This window comes from Ochrobactrum sp. MYb379 (genome assembly GCF_037479515.1).
GTDB lineage: Bacteria > Pseudomonadota > Alphaproteobacteria > Rhizobiales > Rhizobiaceae > Brucella.
In genome coordinates this window covers 11,722-27,302 of the sequence record NZ_JBBGYW010000013.1, presented here as the reverse complement: position 1 = coordinate 27,302, position 15,581 = coordinate 11,722, and the positions used below count along the sequence as shown (strand labels likewise).

Below are 15,581 nucleotides of genomic sequence, written 5' to 3'. Positions count from 1 at the left end.
ATTGACGACACATTATCAAAAAGAGAAGGCGGCACGCTCGCTGGCGCGGCTGGTTTTCATAGGCCTTCTGCCATTTGCAGTTGCTGCCTGCACCACGACACAAGACAGGCCTGTGGTTGTTAACATGCCCGAACCAGTGGTCATGGCGCCTGAGCCTGCGGCTGTTGCACCTCTCTTGCCGGAGCCGGAAGTTCAGACGGCAAGAAGCGAATATGAAGTGATGTATGGCGCTGTCACCGATGGTGGAAATCACATCGCAGCGCTGGATCTCAGTAAAATTGCTGAACGCAATTTGCGCAAGCAAGTGGATTATCAGACCAGCCACCCGGTCGGCACAATCATTGTCGATCCCTATACGCGCTATCTTTATCTCGTGCAGCCCGGTGGTAAGGCCATGCGTTATTCCGTTGGCGTGGGGCGTGCGGGCATGACATTCAGCGGTGACGCACAGGTTGCTTACAAAGCACAATGGCCACGCTGGACACCAACGCAAAACATGATCAAGCGCAACCCAGACCATTACGCAAAACATGCGAAAGGTCTGGAAGGCGGTATTCGCAACCCGCTTGGCGCGCGTGCGCTCTATCTTTATCGCGATGGCAAAGACACGCTTTATCGCATCCACGGCACCAACGAACCCTGGTCAATCGGCAAGGCTGCTTCGTCGGGCTGTATCCGTCTTTTCAATCAGGACATTCTCGATCTGCACAAGCGCGTTTCCGCTGGAAGCCGCGTTGTTGTCCTGAGCAAGTCTCAATCCGGTCAAGGAGAAAGCTAATGATGAACCGCCGCCAGATGCTCGCTACAACAGTAGCCGGAGCCGCGACACTTGCATTTTCTGGCGGCGCAAGCTTCGCCCAGCGCGCGCCGAGCGTCGCCGAAGTCCTTTATGACACGGAAATCCCGGTGCTTGGCAATCCGAAAGGCGATGTGACTATCGTTGAGTATTTCGATTATCAGTGTCCTTATTGCAAAAAGGGCCATGCAGAGCTGATGCGTGTTGTCGAGAAAGACGGCAATGTTCGGCTGGTGTTGAAAGACTGGATTATCTTTGGCGACAATTCTTCCTATCCGGCGCGTCTGGTGCTAGCGGCAGAAAAGTCGGAAAATTACGTCAAAGCTATGGAAGCCATGATGCTGACGCCGGGCCGTCTGACAAAGGATCAGACCGATGCGGCTTTGAAAAAAGCCGGCCTTGATCCGAAGAAGCTCGAAGCTGACTATAAGGCTGATGCAGCGCGGATCGACGGCATTCTTGAGCGCAACATGGAACAGGGCGAGGCTTTCAATTTCAGTGGTACACCGTCTTTTGTCATCGGTACGCGGCTTTATGGCGGTGTGATGAAAGAGCAAAACCTGATTGATGCAATCAAAGAGGCACGCAAGGCTTAACGCGGTCGTAAAATTTGAAAGCAAGCAGCGGAGTGTTGTTTCTCTTGTAAGCGAATAGCTTTCCTTCATAGTAGGAAGGGAAACGGACATGAACCTGATGACATTGACCCACAGCACAGATGACAACCGCTGGAGACAAGTGCTTGCGCGGGACAAGGCATCGGACGGTGAGTTTGTCTATGCCGTCCGCACGACGGGCATTTATTGTCGCCCGTCATGTCCTTCGCGACGTGCAAAACGCGAAAATGTCCAGTTCTTTGCTGCTTGCGACGATGCGGAACACGCAGGTTTTCGTCCCTGCATGCGCTGCAAACCGCATGTTGATGCAACGCTTGAGACACAAAACACTGCGCGTTATGCCGATATGGTTTCGCTTGCTTGTCGTTTCATCGAAAATGCTGAAGAAGTCCCGTCGCTTGAAGACATTGCACGGGCCGCTGGCGCAAGTCCTGCACATTTCCATCGCATTTTCAAAAGCTTTACCGGCCTCACGCCCAAAGCCTATGCCGATGCGCATCGCGCCGACAAAATGCGTGCCGTGCTTAAAGAGACCAGTCGTGTGACCGATGCAATCTATGAGGCAGGCTATAATTCTTCCAGCCGTTTCTATGAAGCCTCAGACAAGATACTCGGTATGAAACCAAAAGCTTTCAAGTCTGGCGGCGAAAGCGAAACTATCCGCTTTGCGATTGGTCAATCTGCGCTGGGTGCAGTGCTGGTGGCGGAAAGTGGCAAGGGTGTTTGCGCTATTCTGATGAGCGATGATCCGCAGGAATTGATTGACGATCTGGAGAAGCGCTTCCCCAAAGCAAAGCTTGTCGGTGCAGATCGCGATTTCGAGGATCATATCGCGCAGGTGATCGGATTTGTCGAAAACCCCGGTATCGGTTTTCATCTGCCGCTCGATTTAAGAGGTACAGCTTTTCAGCAGCGCGTCTGGCAAGCCTTACGTGAAATCCCATTGGGTAAAACGGTGAGTTATAGCGAGCTTGCTGAGACAATTGGTCTGCCAAAATCGGCGCGCGCGGTCGCTCAAGCCTGCGGTGCGAACAAGATCGCTGTTGCTGTTCCGTGTCATCGCGTGGTGCGTCATGACGGCGGAATTTCCGGCTATCGCTGGGGTGTGGAACGCAAGCGCCAATTGCTGAAAAAAGAACGCCAGTCATGAAAGAGAAACTGGCTTCTTACGACTGGCAGAAAATTGCAGATGAGCTGGATCAGTTCGGTGCTGCAACACTGGAGCAGCTCTATTCTCAAGACCAATGCAGTGAGATTAGCGGCCTTTATAACGCTTCCGATGCGTTTCGTTCGACGATTTCCATGGCGAGGCACGGATTTGGGCGCGGCGAGTACAAATATTTCGCCTATCCACTCCCAAAGATCATCAGTGAATCCCGCAAGGAATTGTATGGACAGTTAAGCCCAATAGCTAATCGCTGGAGTGAACGTCTCGGAAGCGGAGTGGAATACCCCGAGAATCATGAGGAGTATCTCGCGAGGTGTCATGCTGCCCGGCAAACGCGTCCGACGCCTCTCATCCTGCAATATGTGGCGGGTGATTATAACTGCCTGCATCAAGATATTTATGGCGATCTTGCTTTCCCACTTCAGGTAGCTGTGCTGTTGTCGCAGCCGGGGGAAGATTTTACGGGTGGGGAATTTGTGCTCACAGAGCAGCGTCCACGTATGCAAAGTAGGGCGGAAGTCGTTCCTTTAGGGCAGGGAGATGCTGTGATTTTTGCAGTAAACGACAGGCCGGTCCGCGGCACGCGTGGCGATTACAGAGTTAAAATGCGGCACGGCGTTAGTCGTTTGCGTTCAGGCAAACGTCATACGCTGGGCATTATATTTCATGATGCACAATAAGGGGTTGCAACGTTTTTGCGGATGGCTTTTGATCGCGATACGAGATCAAAGGAGTCGAAAATGAGCGTGACCATCTACGGTATTAAGGCCTGTGACACGATGAAGAAGGCCCGTAGCTGGCTTGAGGATCATGGCATTGAATACAGCTTTCACGACTATAAGAAAGAAGGTCTGGACGCTGCAACAATCGACCGTTTTCTCAAGGACATAGAGTGGGAAAAGCTGCTCAATCGTGCGGGCACAACCTTCCGGAAGCTGCCCGAAGAAGAGCGCCAGAATGTCGATGCTGCCAAAGCGCGTGCCCTGATGCTGGCGCAACCTTCCATGGTCAAACGTCCTGTTCTCGATAAGGACGGCAAGTTGACGGTCGGTTTTAAGCCGGATCAGTACGAAGATTTTTTTAAGGCTTAACTATCTGAAAGCCTGCCATAAATTGTATCTCTGAATATGACGGATAACAGGGCAGGCCATTCATGCATCAGCGACTTAACAGAGTTTTTCAACAATGGTCGGTGAGTTGGCGCGATGCGCTGATCGCCTCCATTGGTGGTGCGGTTGCATGGCTTATCTGCCAGTGGATGCTCGGCCAGCCGCGTCCTGTTTTTGCGATGGTGACGGCCGTTATTTGCCTTGCACCGAACCTGCCCAATCACGGAAAACAGGCGATTGGCGTCATCGCCGGTGTGACCACCGGCGTGATTGTCGGTGAGTTGTCTCTCTTCGTGCCGGATACCATTATGGTCTTGCATATGAGCGTTGCTACCTGCGTCGCCATGGTGATTGCAACGACTTTTGGTCTGGCCCCTGCCATCGCTATTCAATCGGGCGTTTCGGCTATTCTTGTGTTGGCCATGGGGCCGCAAGTTGCTGGAATGACACGGCTTATCGATGTTCTGGTGGGTGCGGGTGTCGGGCTGTTGTTCAGCCAAATATTGCTAACACCTGACCCGGTCAGACTGATTGATCGCGCCGTTCGCGGGCTGGTCGATAATATCCTGAAGGGTCTCAAGCAGTCGGCAATAGCGCTCGAAAAACGTGATGTTGTGCATGCGCAAAGCGCAATCAATCAGTTCACGCAGGCGCAACGCGCGGTCAATGCGCTGGGCGACGGCATAGCATTGGCTCGTTCCAATGCGCGCTGGTCATTGCGTGGGCGGCTTGTCGCGCGCGAAGTCAGCGAAATGGCAGGCCGCTATGATCGCCGAGGCATTCGTCTCTACGCATCAGCACTGCTGTTTGGCGAAGCGCTTGGCAATGCGCTGCGCAAGAAAGAAGCTCAGCCGCCAGAATGGATTGCGCAATCATTGCAAGCAGTTATCCATAATTGTAATCTCGAAGAAGGAGAGGTGCCAGAGCGTTTGTTACCTGTGCCACAAGACATTGATTTCAGCTGGCGCGATACGGCTTTTCGCTTGCAATCGGTCAATGAAACGTTGTTGCACTTCCTGCATTCAGCCCAACCGGACAGCGTGCCAGTGCGCGCTCGAGCATAATCCGACCTTCGTTCAACGAGGATCGATAAGATTATGCTTAAAGTAAAAGGAGTTAGAGCGCCGATCTGGTTCAGCGCTCGAATGCCGGAAAGTTGAACTGAATTTCCGTGATTGATCCGATCAGAAAAATTCAATTGTATGCTGACAAACGAAGCGTATTTTCCGCGCCATGAATAACACACTCCCCCAGACGTACCCGCATACATCTGCCCTTCGCTATGCCCTTGGCGGCTTTTTCGCCATGATTGCGGTGATGGGCATTGGACGTTTCATCTATACGCCGATTTTGCCCGGCATGATGGTAGATGTAGGCTTCAATGCTGCTGATGCGGGCTTTATCGCTTCGGCCAATTATGTGGGGTATTTGCTAGGCGCGATTGTCGCTGGCTATGGCTGGTCGGCAGGAATTGAACGCGCAAGTGTGCTGACGGGCCTGATCATTAGCGCTATCCTTTGTGCGCTCATGGCGATGGTCGATGGGGTCTGGCTTTTCTCATTCATTCGCTTTGCCGCAGGATTTATCAGCGCTGTAACGATGATTTTAGCCACTGCAATCGTGTTAAGCCACATTACGGCGGCGGAAAAGGCAGAGTTGTCGGCGCTTCATTTTGGCGGCGTGGGCGCTGGTATCGCGCTGTCTGCGATTATGGTCGCAGCTGTCCGTTTCCTTGGCTTCGATTGGCGCGCTGACTGGATTGGCGCAGCCATTTTAAGTGCAGTGCTCGCTGCTTGCGTGGTCTTTTTGGTCAAAGAAGGCCCGATTGGCGGCAATAACGGTAAGCGTGAGCCCGCGCTGCCGAATAGCTTTGCTTTCAATGCAATAGCTCTTGCCTATGGCATTTTTGGCTTTGGCTATGTGATTACTGCAACTTTTATCATCGCGATTGTCCGCGCCAATGAGGGCGGCGGATTGATGGAGGCAGGCGTGTGGGTGCTGACGGGTCTTTGTGCGGCACCATCGATCTGGTTGTGGTCTCCCGCAATCCGCAAATTTGGTTTGTTTACAGCCTTTGCTATCACGGCGCTAATTGAGGCGGTCGGTGTGGCTGCAAGTGTGCTGCTTTCGCCACCATGGGGTCCACTGATTGGTGGCGCACTGTTGGGCATCACCTTTATGGCGCTGACCGCATTTGGCCTTCAGGCAGCAAGAATGCTCGCACCGCAATCACCAAAACGTGCTCTTGCCCGCATGACGGTCTGTTTCAGTATCGGTCAGATTGTTGGACCATTGGTAGCGGGCTTTATGGCTCAGCATTTTGGCTCGTTTACGCTTCCCAGCCTTGTTGCAGCCTTTGCACTGGTTGTAACAGCCGTGATCGGTCTTGCGGCCGGTAGAGCTGCCAAGTGACGGTAAACCTTACAATTATTTAACTGGCAAATATGAGGGAGCAGGAGTTAATTGACGCTAATTTAGTATTTCTGGATTTGCGTCAATGTTCGTCTCCTTCTTCCCGCGCCCCAAGCTGTTTTTTTCTTCCGTGTTGTTCTGGAGCATTCTGGCTGTGCTGGGATGGTATCAGGGCGGTGTCAATCTTGGTCGATTAATCGGTTTAACACCTGCTGCCGCCGACGCTGCACCGATCATTGGCGCGAGCGTTTTTTGGTCTGCGCCATTTTTGTGGTTCTATATATATTTTGCCGTCGTCGTTCTGGCGTTTTACGCTTTCTGGTCTTGGTTTGAGCCGCATCGCTGGCAACGTTGGTCAGTTCTGGGGTCGGCACTCATTCTCTTTGCCACTTATTTTAGCGTGCAAGTCAGCGTGGCCGTCAACGCCTGGTATGGTCCGTTCTACGACATGGTGCAGAATGCACTGGCTAAGCCAGGCGCTGTTCAGGCGGTCGATTTCTACTGGAGCATGCTGGATTTTGCCGGAATTGCATTTATCGGTGTGACGATCAGCGTGTTGAGCGCATTTTTCATTAGCCATTATATCTTCCGCTGGCGCACGGCGATGAATGATTTTTACATGGCGCATTGGCCAAAACTGCGTTCGGTTGAAGGCGCGGCGCAGCGTGTGCAGGAAGACACAATGCGATTTTCGACTACACTTGAGCAGCTTGGGGTTAATCTCATCAAGGCGATCATGACGCTGATTGCGTTTCTTCCCGTGCTGTTTTCATTCTCCGACAAGGTGAGCGAGTTGCCGATTATCGGTCTGGTACCGCATGCATTAGTCTGGGCGGCAATCGTTTGGGCACTGTTTGGAACAGGCTTTTTGGCACTGGTGGGTATCAAATTGCCGGGGCTGGAATTCAACAATCAGCGTGTGGAAGCCGCTTACCGTAAAGAACTGGTCTATGGGGAAGATTTTGCTGATCGCGCGCATCCCTTGACCATGGGGGAACTGTTTTCCAATGTTCGCCAGAACTATTTTCGGCTTTACTTCCATTACGTGTATTTCAATGTCGCCCGTATCTTCTATCTACAAGCCGACAATATCTTCCCGACGCTTATTTTGGTGCCGTCAATCGTTGCAGGCAAGCTAACACTGGGTCTGATGAACCAGATCCTCAATGTGTTTGATCAGGTGCGTGGATCATTCCAGTATCTGGTCAATTCATGGACGACGATTATCGAACTTCTATCGATTTATAAGCGTCTGCGTGGCTTTGAAGCCGTGATCTATAATGAGCCTCTGCCGACACTGGATCAGGAAAACCTCGGTCTCACATCATAATGCCTGTGAATGGCTCTCGGGCGCATTGCCGCCCGGAGCACCGATGCTGTTGAGATAATCATTATAAGTGGTGCATTTGACATCTGGCTTTTTGCAGACCTCTGAAACAAGCCGCTCCATTGCACGCCAGTAAGCGCCGTCATTCATCAGCACAAAATGGAAACCAAGCTGAAGCGGAATGCGTTCACCATCATATTGTTTGTCAAAGGCTGCACGGAACGCTTTATAGGTACGATCCTCAAACTGTGCGGCCTGTGCTGGCGCTTCCTTGCCTTTGGAGTGGCGCACATAGAGGTTGTAATCCATACCAACGATAAGTCTCTGTGATGGGCCTTCGGGAATGAGCGGCAGGCCGAAGGAAGCAAATGCACCATCAAGCTTTGGCACCTCTGGCCCACGCGTGATCGATGACGCCTGATAGCGGAACCCTTCCGACTTCAGCGCATCTTGTACCGGCTTTGATGCCGCAAGGTAGGGTGCGCGAAAGCCATTGATGCCGTTTCGCGCCAGTTCCTGCCAGCCATCCGGTTCGCCTTCAATGCCGTTATTCTTGTAAGCATCGGCAGTAATACGGCGAAATTCTTTGATTTCCTTGTCCCAATCGGCGGTTGACCAGTCGGTTCCGTCAAAATGGCCGCAGCCATGGCTGGCGATCTCATTGCCCTCAAGATGCGCTTGCCAGATGTTGTCGAGGCGGGTCACAACTTCATCATGGCTTAAAGCAAAGCCGACATTGGACGCACCGGCGCGCTTATGCGGCGGCTGGTAATCGCGGCGGTTTTTCTTTTCCATCAGAAAAACGCAGGACAGAAAATAGGTGAAATGCGCATTGTTGTTTTTCGCCAGTTCCCGCGAGCGGGTCCACAGCCTGTTGTCATGTGCGCCATCAAACGAAATCAGCACATATTGCGGCTTGGACGTTTCCGCCTGAACCGGATTTGTGACAAAGGCAAGTGACGCTGAAAGGGCGACAATGGAAGAAAGAACACGCATGGGATAATGAACGCCAGTATGGGGGAAAGGTTGCTTCGTACTGGTTGAATAAGGCAAAGCTCGGACACAAATACAGATTGTTCGGGTAAGGTGCAGCTTATTTCGCTCTCGGGTCTTACATCTCAAGCGAATTCCGATTAAAAGCGCCAGAACATACAAATTAAGATCAACGGTTTTAAGAGCGCGGCTTATACATATTGCGCTCCACTCAGAGTGGCAGGTCCATGGCAGACGACAGTTTCATCCGCGAGGTAAACGAGGAACTCCGTTCGGAACGGGCGAAGCAGGTTTGGAAAAACTTCGGTCCCATCGTTATCGGTGCGGCTGTTGCTATCGTCATCGGTACAGCTGGCTGGGTTGGCTATCAGCACTGGGCTGATGGTAAGGCAAACGCGGCTGGTGACAAGTTCCTCGCAGCGCTTGATCTCGCCGCAGCCGGAAAGAACGATGAGGCAATTGCGGCGCTCGATGATCTGGAAAAGACCGGCTACGGTTCTTATCCGGTGCTGGCGCGTCTGCGTTCGGCTTCGGTTCTTGCCGCTAAGGGCGACGCGACTGCAGCTGTTGCAGCCTTTGATGCGGTTGCTGCCGATAATGCAATTCCAGCGCCGATGCGTGACATAGCGCGCCTGCGTGCAGCCTATTTGCTGGTTGATTCCGGTTCTTATGATGATGTCGCAAAGCGCGTTGAAACGCTTTCGGCAGACGGCAATCCAATGCGTTCCAGCGCGCGCGAGACACTTGGTCTTGCAGCATGGAAGGCGGAACGTTTCGATGATGCTGCCAAGCTTTATCAGCAGATTGCCAATGATACACTGGCCCCGGCGAATATCCGCCAGCGCGCCAACACAATGCTTGATCTCATGCGCGGCGCTGGCATCACTGTGCCAGAAGCTCAGGGCTGAGCTACACTAATTTCGGAGTAATACGAACCTATGGGTTTCACTCTCGCCATCGTCGGGCGTCCCAATGTCGGCAAGTCCACACTGTTTAATCGCCTCGTCGGCCGTAAGCTGGCGCTGGTCGATGACTTGCCGGGCGTTACGCGCGACCGGCGCATCCATGATGCAAAGCTCTATGATCTGAAGTTTCAGGTGATCGATACGGCTGGTCTGGAAGATGCTGCCAATGACAGTCTCGAAGCGCGTATGCGTGCACAGACAGAAGCAGCCATTCAGGAAGCCGATGCGATCCTGTTTGTGGTCGATGCCAAGGCTGGTATCACACCAACCGATGCAACCTTTGCTGAACTTGTCCGCCGCTCGAACCGTCCGGTTGTGCTGGTGGCCAACAAATCAGAGGCACGCGGCGCGCAATCGGGTCTTTATGATGCGTTCCAGCTTGGTCTCGGTGAGCCTTGCGCAGTTTCCGCTGAACATGGTCAGGGCATGCCTGATCTGCGTGACGCGATTGTCGAGCTTTTGGGCGAAGAGCGCGTCTTTGCGGATGAACGTGAACAAGAAGAAGCCGATGAGGTCTTCACACCGAAGGCTGTTGGTGAGCTGATCGGCGACGACATCGAAGATCCGGATGAAGAAGAAATTCCGGCTTACGACACGACCAAGCCGTTGCGCATTGCCATTGTTGGACGTCCGAATGCGGGCAAGTCCACGATGATCAATACGATGCTCGGCGAAGACCGTCTCCTGACTGGTCCGGAAGCTGGCATCACACGCGATTCGATTTCCGTTGATTGGGAATGGCGTGGCCGCAAAATCAAGCTCTATGATACTGCTGGTCTGCGCCGCAAATCCCGCGTTCAGGAAAAGCTTGAAAAGCTTTCGGTTGCCGATGGCCTGCGGGCTATTCGCTTTGCGGAAGTTGTGATCATCGTTCTTGATGCGACGATCCCGTTTGAAAAACAGGATTTGCAGATTGCCGATCTGATTATCCGCGAAGGCCGTGCGCCGATCATCGCGTTTAACAAGTGGGATCTGATCGAAGATCGTCAGGCAGTTCTGGCTGATCTTCATGAAAAGACTGCGCGCCTGCTGCCGCAAGTTCGTGGACTTCGTGCTGTGCCAATTTCTGGTGAGCGCGGTCAGGGCCTCGACAAGCTGATGGAAAATCTTGTTGCGACACATGAGATCTGGAACCGCCGTATCTCGACGGGCCGTCTCAATCGCTGGCTTGCTGGGGTGATTGCGCATCAGCCACCACCGGCTGTTTCGGGTCGCCGCCTGAAGGTGAAATATATGACGCAGGTGAAGACCCGTCCTCCGGGCTTCGTCGTCAATTGTTCGCGCCCTGATGCGATGCCGCAATCTTATGTGCGCTATCTGGTCAATGGTCTGCGTGAAACGTTCGACATGCCGGGCGTGCCGATTCGATTGTCGCTAACGACATCGGAAAATCCGTTTGCGGGTCGCGCAAAGAAGAAGAGATAAACAAAAGCCCGGTCGCTAGACCGGGCTTTTTTGTTAGCTGGGCTTGCGGGTGCTAAGCCCTGCGGAAGCAATCCCCAGAACGCATATGATTGCAATTCCAAGCGATACGTTGCTCGCGGCGTTAAGCGCGGTGCCATCGCCTGCGCTCATCAAAGTCCCGGCAAGTGCTGATGTGATTGAAAAAGCAATGAGCTGCGTGGTTGTGATTGCCGCTGCCGCTTTGCCGCCCTCAGCCGGATCGTTAGTGCTGCTCATAGCGGCAACGCCAAGCAGCGGCCATGAAATACCAATGCCGACACCGGCAACACCGAGCGCTATCGTCCACAATAGAATTGTCGGTGTCGATGCCTTATCGATAAGGAGGAGGCTAAAGGCAATCAAGCCAACTGCCAGCAACAATGGTCCGAGTCGAATGGCACGGCGGCGGGTTGTTTCTGAAGTGATCGATACTGCAAAGAGCTGTGCAATTACCCATGCGAGTGACAGAACCGCGCCCAATAGTCCGGCAAGCAGCGGGCTAAGACCTGCGAGTTGCTGACTGAACAAGGGGATGAAATTCTCAAGCATGACGCCAGCACTTAATGCCGCAACAGTGAGATAAGTCCATTTGAGCGAATTGCCTGGCAGGTAGGTTATGCGCGGCAGGATCGTGTTTGTGGCACTGCGTTCAATCAAAACGAAGACGATCAGCAGCATAACTCCAATGCCGATTGCAATCAGCGTCGGTAGACCGATTGGCAGAACAGAGCTGATGCTGATAGCAATAATTGCAAGCAGTAGCGGGATAAGTGAAGCAAAAGGTATTGGCGCGCGATAGCCGCTTGTCTTTGCCTGTTTGAAGGAACCACGGGCAATGACGGCCAGCAGAAGTGCGGTTACTGCCAGTGCAGCATAGGCCCATCGCCACAAACCAAACTCTGCAAACATGCCGCCCAGTGAAGGGCCGAACAGCGTGCCAAGCCCCCACATTGCGGAAACAACACCTGTCGCACGCGCCCAGAGCTTCTCAGGCAGGGCAGATCGGATCACCGCATAGCCGAGACCGGCCAAAAGACCGCCGCCCAACCCTTGAACAACTCGGGCCACTATCAGCAATTCCATTGTCGGGCTGATCGCAGCGCCCACGGCTCCAAGAGTAAATATTGTGAAGGCGATGACATAGGCCGAAGCTGCACCTTTCCAGTCGAGCACGCGGCTGACGAAAAGCGATGCAACAATGGCTGCAATGACGAAGGCTGTTGTAACCCAAGCATAAAACTGTTGCCCGCCAATATCCATCACGATGGAAGGCATCAGTGCTGCCGTGAAATAAAGGTTCATTGCATAGAGCAGAATGCCGCCCGCCATAACAGAAACAACGGCGAGGTGCTGGCCTGAAAAGAGATCGGCCCAGCTGGCCGAAGGCGCGTCGAGGCCACCGGCCTCGGGTGAGAGTCCAGTCATTGTAGTTCTCCATAGTGTAAAGCTTGAGTTAGTTTGTGGTGCGCGTGCGGCCAGACAAAAATAGCACCAGCAACGACACGATGAGCACGATCAGAGGTGAAATAGCGTGATCATATTCGGTGTGAAAAAGCGTTGTGAGACTTGCCGCGCCCATCACCAAAGCGCCAATTGCAGCACCGGTTTTCCGCGTGGGTGGGTTGATCAACAAAGCTGCGGCTGCCAGTTCAAGCGTGGCGGTTATATAATGAAACCAGTCCGGATAGCTCCAGCGTGCATAAGAAGCCGCATTCTGGGGTGAGAGCAAAAAATTGCCATAAGCGCCAAAGACAAAAAATGCGGACAGCGAGAAAGCAAGGCCAGTGGCGAAGACGGAGCGGAAAGTCATGATGCGAATTCTCAGATTATGCACGACAAAACCCATCACCCGAAATGAGATTTCCGGGCGTGACATTTCGTCTGGACTTCTGTTTTAGATGGTTCTGCCGAGACAGAATGCTATATTCGAGTGGTTACTCTATTTATGTTCGATCTAGTGTCAAGCATAATTAGAGTTAATAATCTATTTATGGAGATTTGAATGGTTCGCACCGTCAATCCGGAAAAACACGAAGAGAAGCGGCTGGAGATTCTGGAAGCTGCCCATCGCTGTTTTCTGCGCGAAGGATTGCAGGGCGCGTCCATTGCAAAAATCTGTAAGGAGGCGGAAATCAGCCCCGGCCATCTCTACCACTATTTCTCAAGCAAGGAGGAAATCGTGGAGCAGATGGCAGAGGAATATTTGAGTAAGCTGCATGGAGATTTTGCAAGCCACCCGGAGGGGCAGGACACTGCCACCGTGTTGTTATCAGAGCTCTGGGGCATGAGCGGTTGGGGTGAGGTTGATCATTGCCGCATTCTGTTTGAGCTTCTATCAGAAGCCGGACGAAGCGAGCGCGTGAAGGAAATTCTGCGTAACAACACAGCCAGTATTCGCAAAATGCTGGCCGATACATTGAAAGCAGGACAGGCGCGCGGCGAAGTCGATCCATCGCTGGATGTTGGCCATACGAGTGCGATGCTGATTGCGGTGCTGGATGCCGCTCCTATGCTGCCTTTGATGGTGCCGGATGCGAATTTTGAGGAAAGCCGCAAGCTGCTGACCACGATGATCACGCGTTTCTTGCGGCCACAATAATCTCACGAATCAAGGGTGCAATTGAGCACCCTTGATCGCTTTGTCGATGTCTTTCTTGGGGCCATAAAGCGCCAGCCCGACCAGATCGGGCGTATCGGCATTATCCGCGCGGAAAACTTCGCGATTGGCCGCATCGTGTCCGGTTGTAAACATTGCCCGTACATAGGCGGCGCGGGTCAGGTCGCGTTGCAGGGACTGTTGCCATGCGCGCTGGAGAATGTCGAGGTTAGCCGAAAAGATAACCATTGGCTGACCGAGCAGACGTGCGTGTACCCGGCCATTTGCATCGACATATGGTTCGCCCATCGCATCCGGAACCGCACCGGCAATGCCTGACGCAAGAAAAGCGGTAACATTAAGTTTTTGCCACATCTGTAAATCGCTCTGTACGAGAATGGCGACTTTTGTATCGAAAATCATGATCCGTTCCTCATTAAAAAAGAGCGGATACCGCGACTAGCGCGCCAAATCTGGAACGTTTGTGCGTCCTCGGCGATATTGTGCGGGTGTCAGCCCATAGGTGCGCCGAAACCATCGCCCCATATGGCTTTGATCGGCAAAGCCACTGAGCATTGCGGCTTGCGCGGGTGTTTCCTGTTCACGCAAGAGACGGCGTGCCGCAGCAAGGCGCAACTGCACCAGACACGCATGTAGCGAAGTACCATAGCGGCGTCGAAAACTGCGCGAAAGTGAGAAACGATCAGTCGCTCCGACGGCCTCGATTAACTGATCAAGCCCGATATCTTCTTCAAAGTGCGCGCGGAGATACTCCATCGCCCGCTCGGAGATTTCTTTTGAGATCAGGCGGGCTTTAGGTGCGTCCCGACCCAGATGGTTACACAGCAATGCGATGATCTCGTCGCGTCCTTCTTCGATAGAAAGACGCGGCGCAGCATCAAGTATCAGACTTGAAGTTCTGGCGATTGCACCGGCCAGACGCGGGTCGTCGGTCACTGTGCTGCGAAAGCCAATCGCAGCATCACTGCCGCCCATCTCCTGTTTGAGAAGCGATTGCGGCAAATAAAGCATGGAATAGGTAAAGCCATCATCCCGGATTGCTTGTCCGTCATGTAACTCGCCCGGCTCAATCAGCATGATCTTGCCGGTGGTGCTTTGGCGTCTTTGTCCGCGACAGAAAAAATCCTGAACGCCTTGATGGGTCACACCGACCAGCCATTCATCATGAAAATGCATGTCATAGGCATGGCTATGAAACCGCGCGCCAACAGCTTCAAGCCCAGTCGCTTGATCGCGGCGGAGTTGAAATATATCCCGTGTCTTATCCAAAAACACCACCTTCATCGGCATCGACAGTAATCGACAACGACACATGGCGTGGGCGGGTGAGGGCAAACAGAACCGATTCGACAATATCGCGGCTGGTGGCAGCTTCGCCTTTTTGTCGCTGGGCTGAGGCTTCCCAGTTGTCTTCCAGTGGAGAAGCGTCTTCCAGATAAGGCGGATGCACCACGATGGAACGAACCGGCGTTCCGGCAAGCTTTTGCCGTAAACCGTCCGCCAGTGCCGCCTGCGCACGCTTTGCCGCATAAAATGGGATCGAGACTGTCTGCAATGGCGCGTTCGGCAAGCCACTGATTGAGCCGATGGTGACAATATCCGGTTGAGATGAAGTATTCAGAAGCGGCAACAGTCCCTGCGTGAACAGGAATGTGCCGGTGACCGCTGCATTAATCACGCCCGCAACTTCCGCTTCGGAATAGTCTTCCTGTCTGTCTTCAAGCCACATCGCACCATTATTGACGAGAATGTCGATTGCGGAATGCTTCGCCTTGATGGTTTCGACAACACGCGCAACACTTGCGGTATCCGCCAGATCCACCTGAACTGTTTCGACCTTCTGTCCGGTCTGTTCCGCAATACTCTGTGCTGTGGCTTCAAGTGCGCCCACGCTGCGTCCGCAAAGCACCACATCGCATCCGGCTTCAGCGAGCGAAAAAGCAAGAGCAGCTCCCAGACCACGCGCTGCACCGGTTATAACTGCGGTTGTGTTTTCAAAGCGGGACATGGGATGTTCCTTTAAATCATGAGTTATGCGAATTCTGATTGTCTCTTATTCAAGTTTCTTGCCTTGAGAAACTCTAATCGGTCTGCTACTCCGCCGCCTCCTGAAATTCCCCAATACCAGAGGCAGATT

The 15,581-nt window shown here is 53.1% G+C and carries 17 protein-coding genes; 11 read left to right on the top strand and 6 right to left on the bottom strand.

What is annotated here, in order from left to right:
* Window position 1: 1 nt before the first annotated feature.
* From WH356_RS18800 to sbmA, 8 genes are all read left to right on the top strand, one after another.
* Window positions 2-778: a L,D-transpeptidase gene (locus tag WH356_RS18800; RefSeq protein WP_339513529.1), complete on the top strand. Its 777-nt coding sequence runs from the start codon at window positions 2-4 to the stop codon at window positions 776-778.
* A complete protein-coding gene (locus WH356_RS18795; RefSeq protein ID WP_339513527.1) occupies window positions 778-1,392 on the top strand; it encodes a DsbA family protein in 615 nt (204 codons plus the stop codon). Before WH356_RS18800 ends, WH356_RS18795 begins: the two co-directional genes overlap by 1 nt.
* 88 nt (window positions 1,393-1,480) lie before the next feature.
* On the top strand, window positions 1,481-2,560 hold the full coding sequence (ada, locus tag WH356_RS18790; RefSeq protein ID WP_339513525.1) for a bifunctional DNA-binding transcriptional regulator/O6-methylguanine-DNA methyltransferase Ada: 1,080 nt from the start codon (window positions 1,481-1,483) through the stop codon (window positions 2,558-2,560).
* Window positions 2,557-3,258, top strand: coding sequence for a 2OG-Fe(II) oxygenase (locus tag WH356_RS18785; RefSeq protein ID WP_339513523.1), 702 nt, complete (start codon window positions 2,557-2,559; stop codon window positions 3,256-3,258). Before ada ends, WH356_RS18785 begins: the two co-directional genes overlap by 4 nt.
* A gap of 60 nt (window positions 3,259-3,318) precedes the next feature.
* Window positions 3,319-3,669 carry an ArsC family reductase gene (locus tag WH356_RS18780; protein ID WP_250040141.1) on the top strand — a complete coding sequence of 117 codons (351 nt, stop codon included), beginning with the start codon at window positions 3,319-3,321 and terminating at the stop codon, window positions 3,667-3,669.
* 62 nt (window positions 3,670-3,731) lie between these two features.
* Entirely contained in the window at window positions 3,732-4,751 is a 1,020-nt protein-coding gene (locus tag WH356_RS18775; RefSeq protein WP_339513521.1) for an FUSC family protein, read from the top strand.
* A gap of 169 nt (window positions 4,752-4,920) precedes the next feature.
* Window positions 4,921-6,099 carry a YbfB/YjiJ family MFS transporter gene (locus WH356_RS18770; RefSeq protein WP_339513519.1) on the top strand — a complete coding sequence of 393 codons (1,179 nt, stop codon included), beginning with the start codon at window positions 4,921-4,923 and terminating at the stop codon, window positions 6,097-6,099.
* Between the two features lie 85 nt (window positions 6,100-6,184).
* Entirely contained in the window at window positions 6,185-7,429 is a 1,245-nt protein-coding gene (gene sbmA, locus WH356_RS18765; RefSeq protein ID WP_339513517.1) for a peptide antibiotic transporter SbmA, read from the top strand.
* Here the strand turns inward: sbmA and WH356_RS18760 are convergent.
* Complete coding sequence (locus WH356_RS18760; RefSeq protein WP_339513515.1) at window positions 7,424-8,422, bottom strand: polysaccharide deacetylase family protein; 999 nt, start codon at window positions 8,420-8,422, stop codon at window positions 7,424-7,426. The genes sbmA and WH356_RS18760 overlap by 6 nt on opposite strands.
* Before the next feature lie 224 nt (window positions 8,423-8,646).
* Between WH356_RS18760 and WH356_RS18755 the strand changes: the two genes are divergently transcribed.
* Together WH356_RS18755 and der are read left to right on the top strand one after the other, a co-directional pair.
* Window positions 8,647-9,327, top strand: coding sequence for a tetratricopeptide repeat protein (locus WH356_RS18755; protein WP_310010860.1), 681 nt, complete (start codon window positions 8,647-8,649; stop codon window positions 9,325-9,327).
* Window positions 9,328-9,357: 30 nt separating this feature from the next.
* Window positions 9,358-10,809 (top strand): ribosome biogenesis GTPase Der, encoded by a 1,452-nt coding sequence (gene der / locus WH356_RS18750; protein WP_339513512.1) that lies wholly within the window; start codon window positions 9,358-9,360, stop codon window positions 10,807-10,809.
* 33 nt (window positions 10,810-10,842) lie between these two features.
* Here der and WH356_RS18745 read toward each other — a convergent pair whose 3' ends face one another.
* Window positions 10,843-12,252, bottom strand: a complete 1,410-nt coding sequence (locus tag WH356_RS18745; RefSeq protein ID WP_339513510.1) for an MFS transporter — start codon at window positions 12,250-12,252, stop codon at window positions 10,843-10,845.
* A 28-nt stretch (window positions 12,253-12,280) separates the two neighbouring features.
* Complete coding sequence (locus WH356_RS18740) at window positions 12,281-12,703, bottom strand: DoxX family protein (RefSeq protein WP_339513508.1); 423 nt, start codon at window positions 12,701-12,703, stop codon at window positions 12,281-12,283.
* Between the two features lie 126 nt (window positions 12,704-12,829).
* Between WH356_RS18740 and WH356_RS18735 the strand changes: the two genes are divergently transcribed.
* Entirely contained in the window at window positions 12,830-13,426 is a 597-nt protein-coding gene (locus WH356_RS18735; protein WP_339513506.1) for a TetR/AcrR family transcriptional regulator, read from the top strand.
* A gap of 9 nt (window positions 13,427-13,435) precedes the next feature.
* Here the strand turns inward: WH356_RS18735 and WH356_RS18730 are convergent, their stop codons facing one another.
* The 3 genes from WH356_RS18730 to WH356_RS18720 are packed head-to-tail and all read right to left on the bottom strand — an operon-like array spanning window position 13,436 to window position 15,452.
* Window positions 13,436-13,846, bottom strand: coding sequence for a DUF2000 domain-containing protein (locus WH356_RS18730; protein ID WP_339513505.1), 411 nt, complete (start codon window positions 13,844-13,846; stop codon window positions 13,436-13,438).
* Between the two features lie 36 nt (window positions 13,847-13,882).
* Complete coding sequence (locus tag WH356_RS18725) at window positions 13,883-14,713, bottom strand: AraC family transcriptional regulator (protein WP_339513504.1); 831 nt, start codon at window positions 14,711-14,713, stop codon at window positions 13,883-13,885.
* The gene (locus WH356_RS18720; protein WP_339513503.1) at window positions 14,706-15,452 is read right to left on the bottom strand and encodes an SDR family oxidoreductase; all 747 of its coding nucleotides are present in this window, start codon (window positions 15,450-15,452) and stop codon (window positions 14,706-14,708) included. Before WH356_RS18720 ends, WH356_RS18725 begins: the two co-directional genes overlap by 8 nt.
* Window positions 15,453-15,581 lie beyond the last annotated feature (129 nt).

Bases quoted from the DNA above. Each gene is read 5' to 3' on its own strand.
- WH356_RS18775 (WP_339513521.1), top strand. From the start codon at position 3,732: ATGCATCAGCGACTTAACAGAGTTTTTCAACAATGGTCGGTGAGTTGG.
- WH356_RS18760 (WP_339513515.1), bottom strand. From the start codon at position 8,422: ATGCGTGTTCTTTCTTCCATTGTCGCCCTTTCAGCGTCACTTGCCTTT.
- WH356_RS18745 (WP_339513510.1), bottom strand. From the start codon at position 12,252: ATGACTGGACTCTCACCCGAGGCCGGTGGCCTCGACGCGCCTTCGGCC.
- WH356_RS18795 (WP_339513527.1), top strand. From the start codon at position 778: ATGATGAACCGCCGCCAGATGCTCGCTACAACAGTAGCCGGAGCCGCG.
- WH356_RS18735 (WP_339513506.1), top strand. From the start codon at position 12,830: ATGGTTCGCACCGTCAATCCGGAAAAACACGAAGAGAAGCGGCTGGAG.
- WH356_RS18730 (WP_339513505.1), bottom strand. From the start codon at position 13,846: ATGATTTTCGATACAAAAGTCGCCATTCTCGTACAGAGCGATTTACAG.
- WH356_RS18785 (WP_339513523.1), top strand. From the start codon at position 2,557: ATGAAAGAGAAACTGGCTTCTTACGACTGGCAGAAAATTGCAGATGAG.
- WH356_RS18720 (WP_339513503.1), bottom strand. From the start codon at position 15,452: ATGTCCCGCTTTGAAAACACAACCGCAGTTATAACCGGTGCAGCGCGT.
- ada (WP_339513525.1), top strand. From the start codon at position 1,481: ATGAACCTGATGACATTGACCCACAGCACAGATGACAACCGCTGGAGA.
- der (WP_339513512.1), top strand. From the start codon at position 9,358: ATGGGTTTCACTCTCGCCATCGTCGGGCGTCCCAATGTCGGCAAGTCC.
- WH356_RS18780 (WP_250040141.1), top strand. From the start codon at position 3,319: ATGAGCGTGACCATCTACGGTATTAAGGCCTGTGACACGATGAAGAAG.
- WH356_RS18770 (WP_339513519.1), top strand. From the start codon at position 4,921: ATGAATAACACACTCCCCCAGACGTACCCGCATACATCTGCCCTTCGC.
- WH356_RS18740 (WP_339513508.1), bottom strand. From the start codon at position 12,703: ATGTCACGCCCGGAAATCTCATTTCGGGTGATGGGTTTTGTCGTGCAT.
- WH356_RS18755 (WP_310010860.1), top strand. From the start codon at position 8,647: ATGGCAGACGACAGTTTCATCCGCGAGGTAAACGAGGAACTCCGTTCG.
- sbmA (WP_339513517.1), top strand. From the start codon at position 6,185: ATGTTCGTCTCCTTCTTCCCGCGCCCCAAGCTGTTTTTTTCTTCCGTG.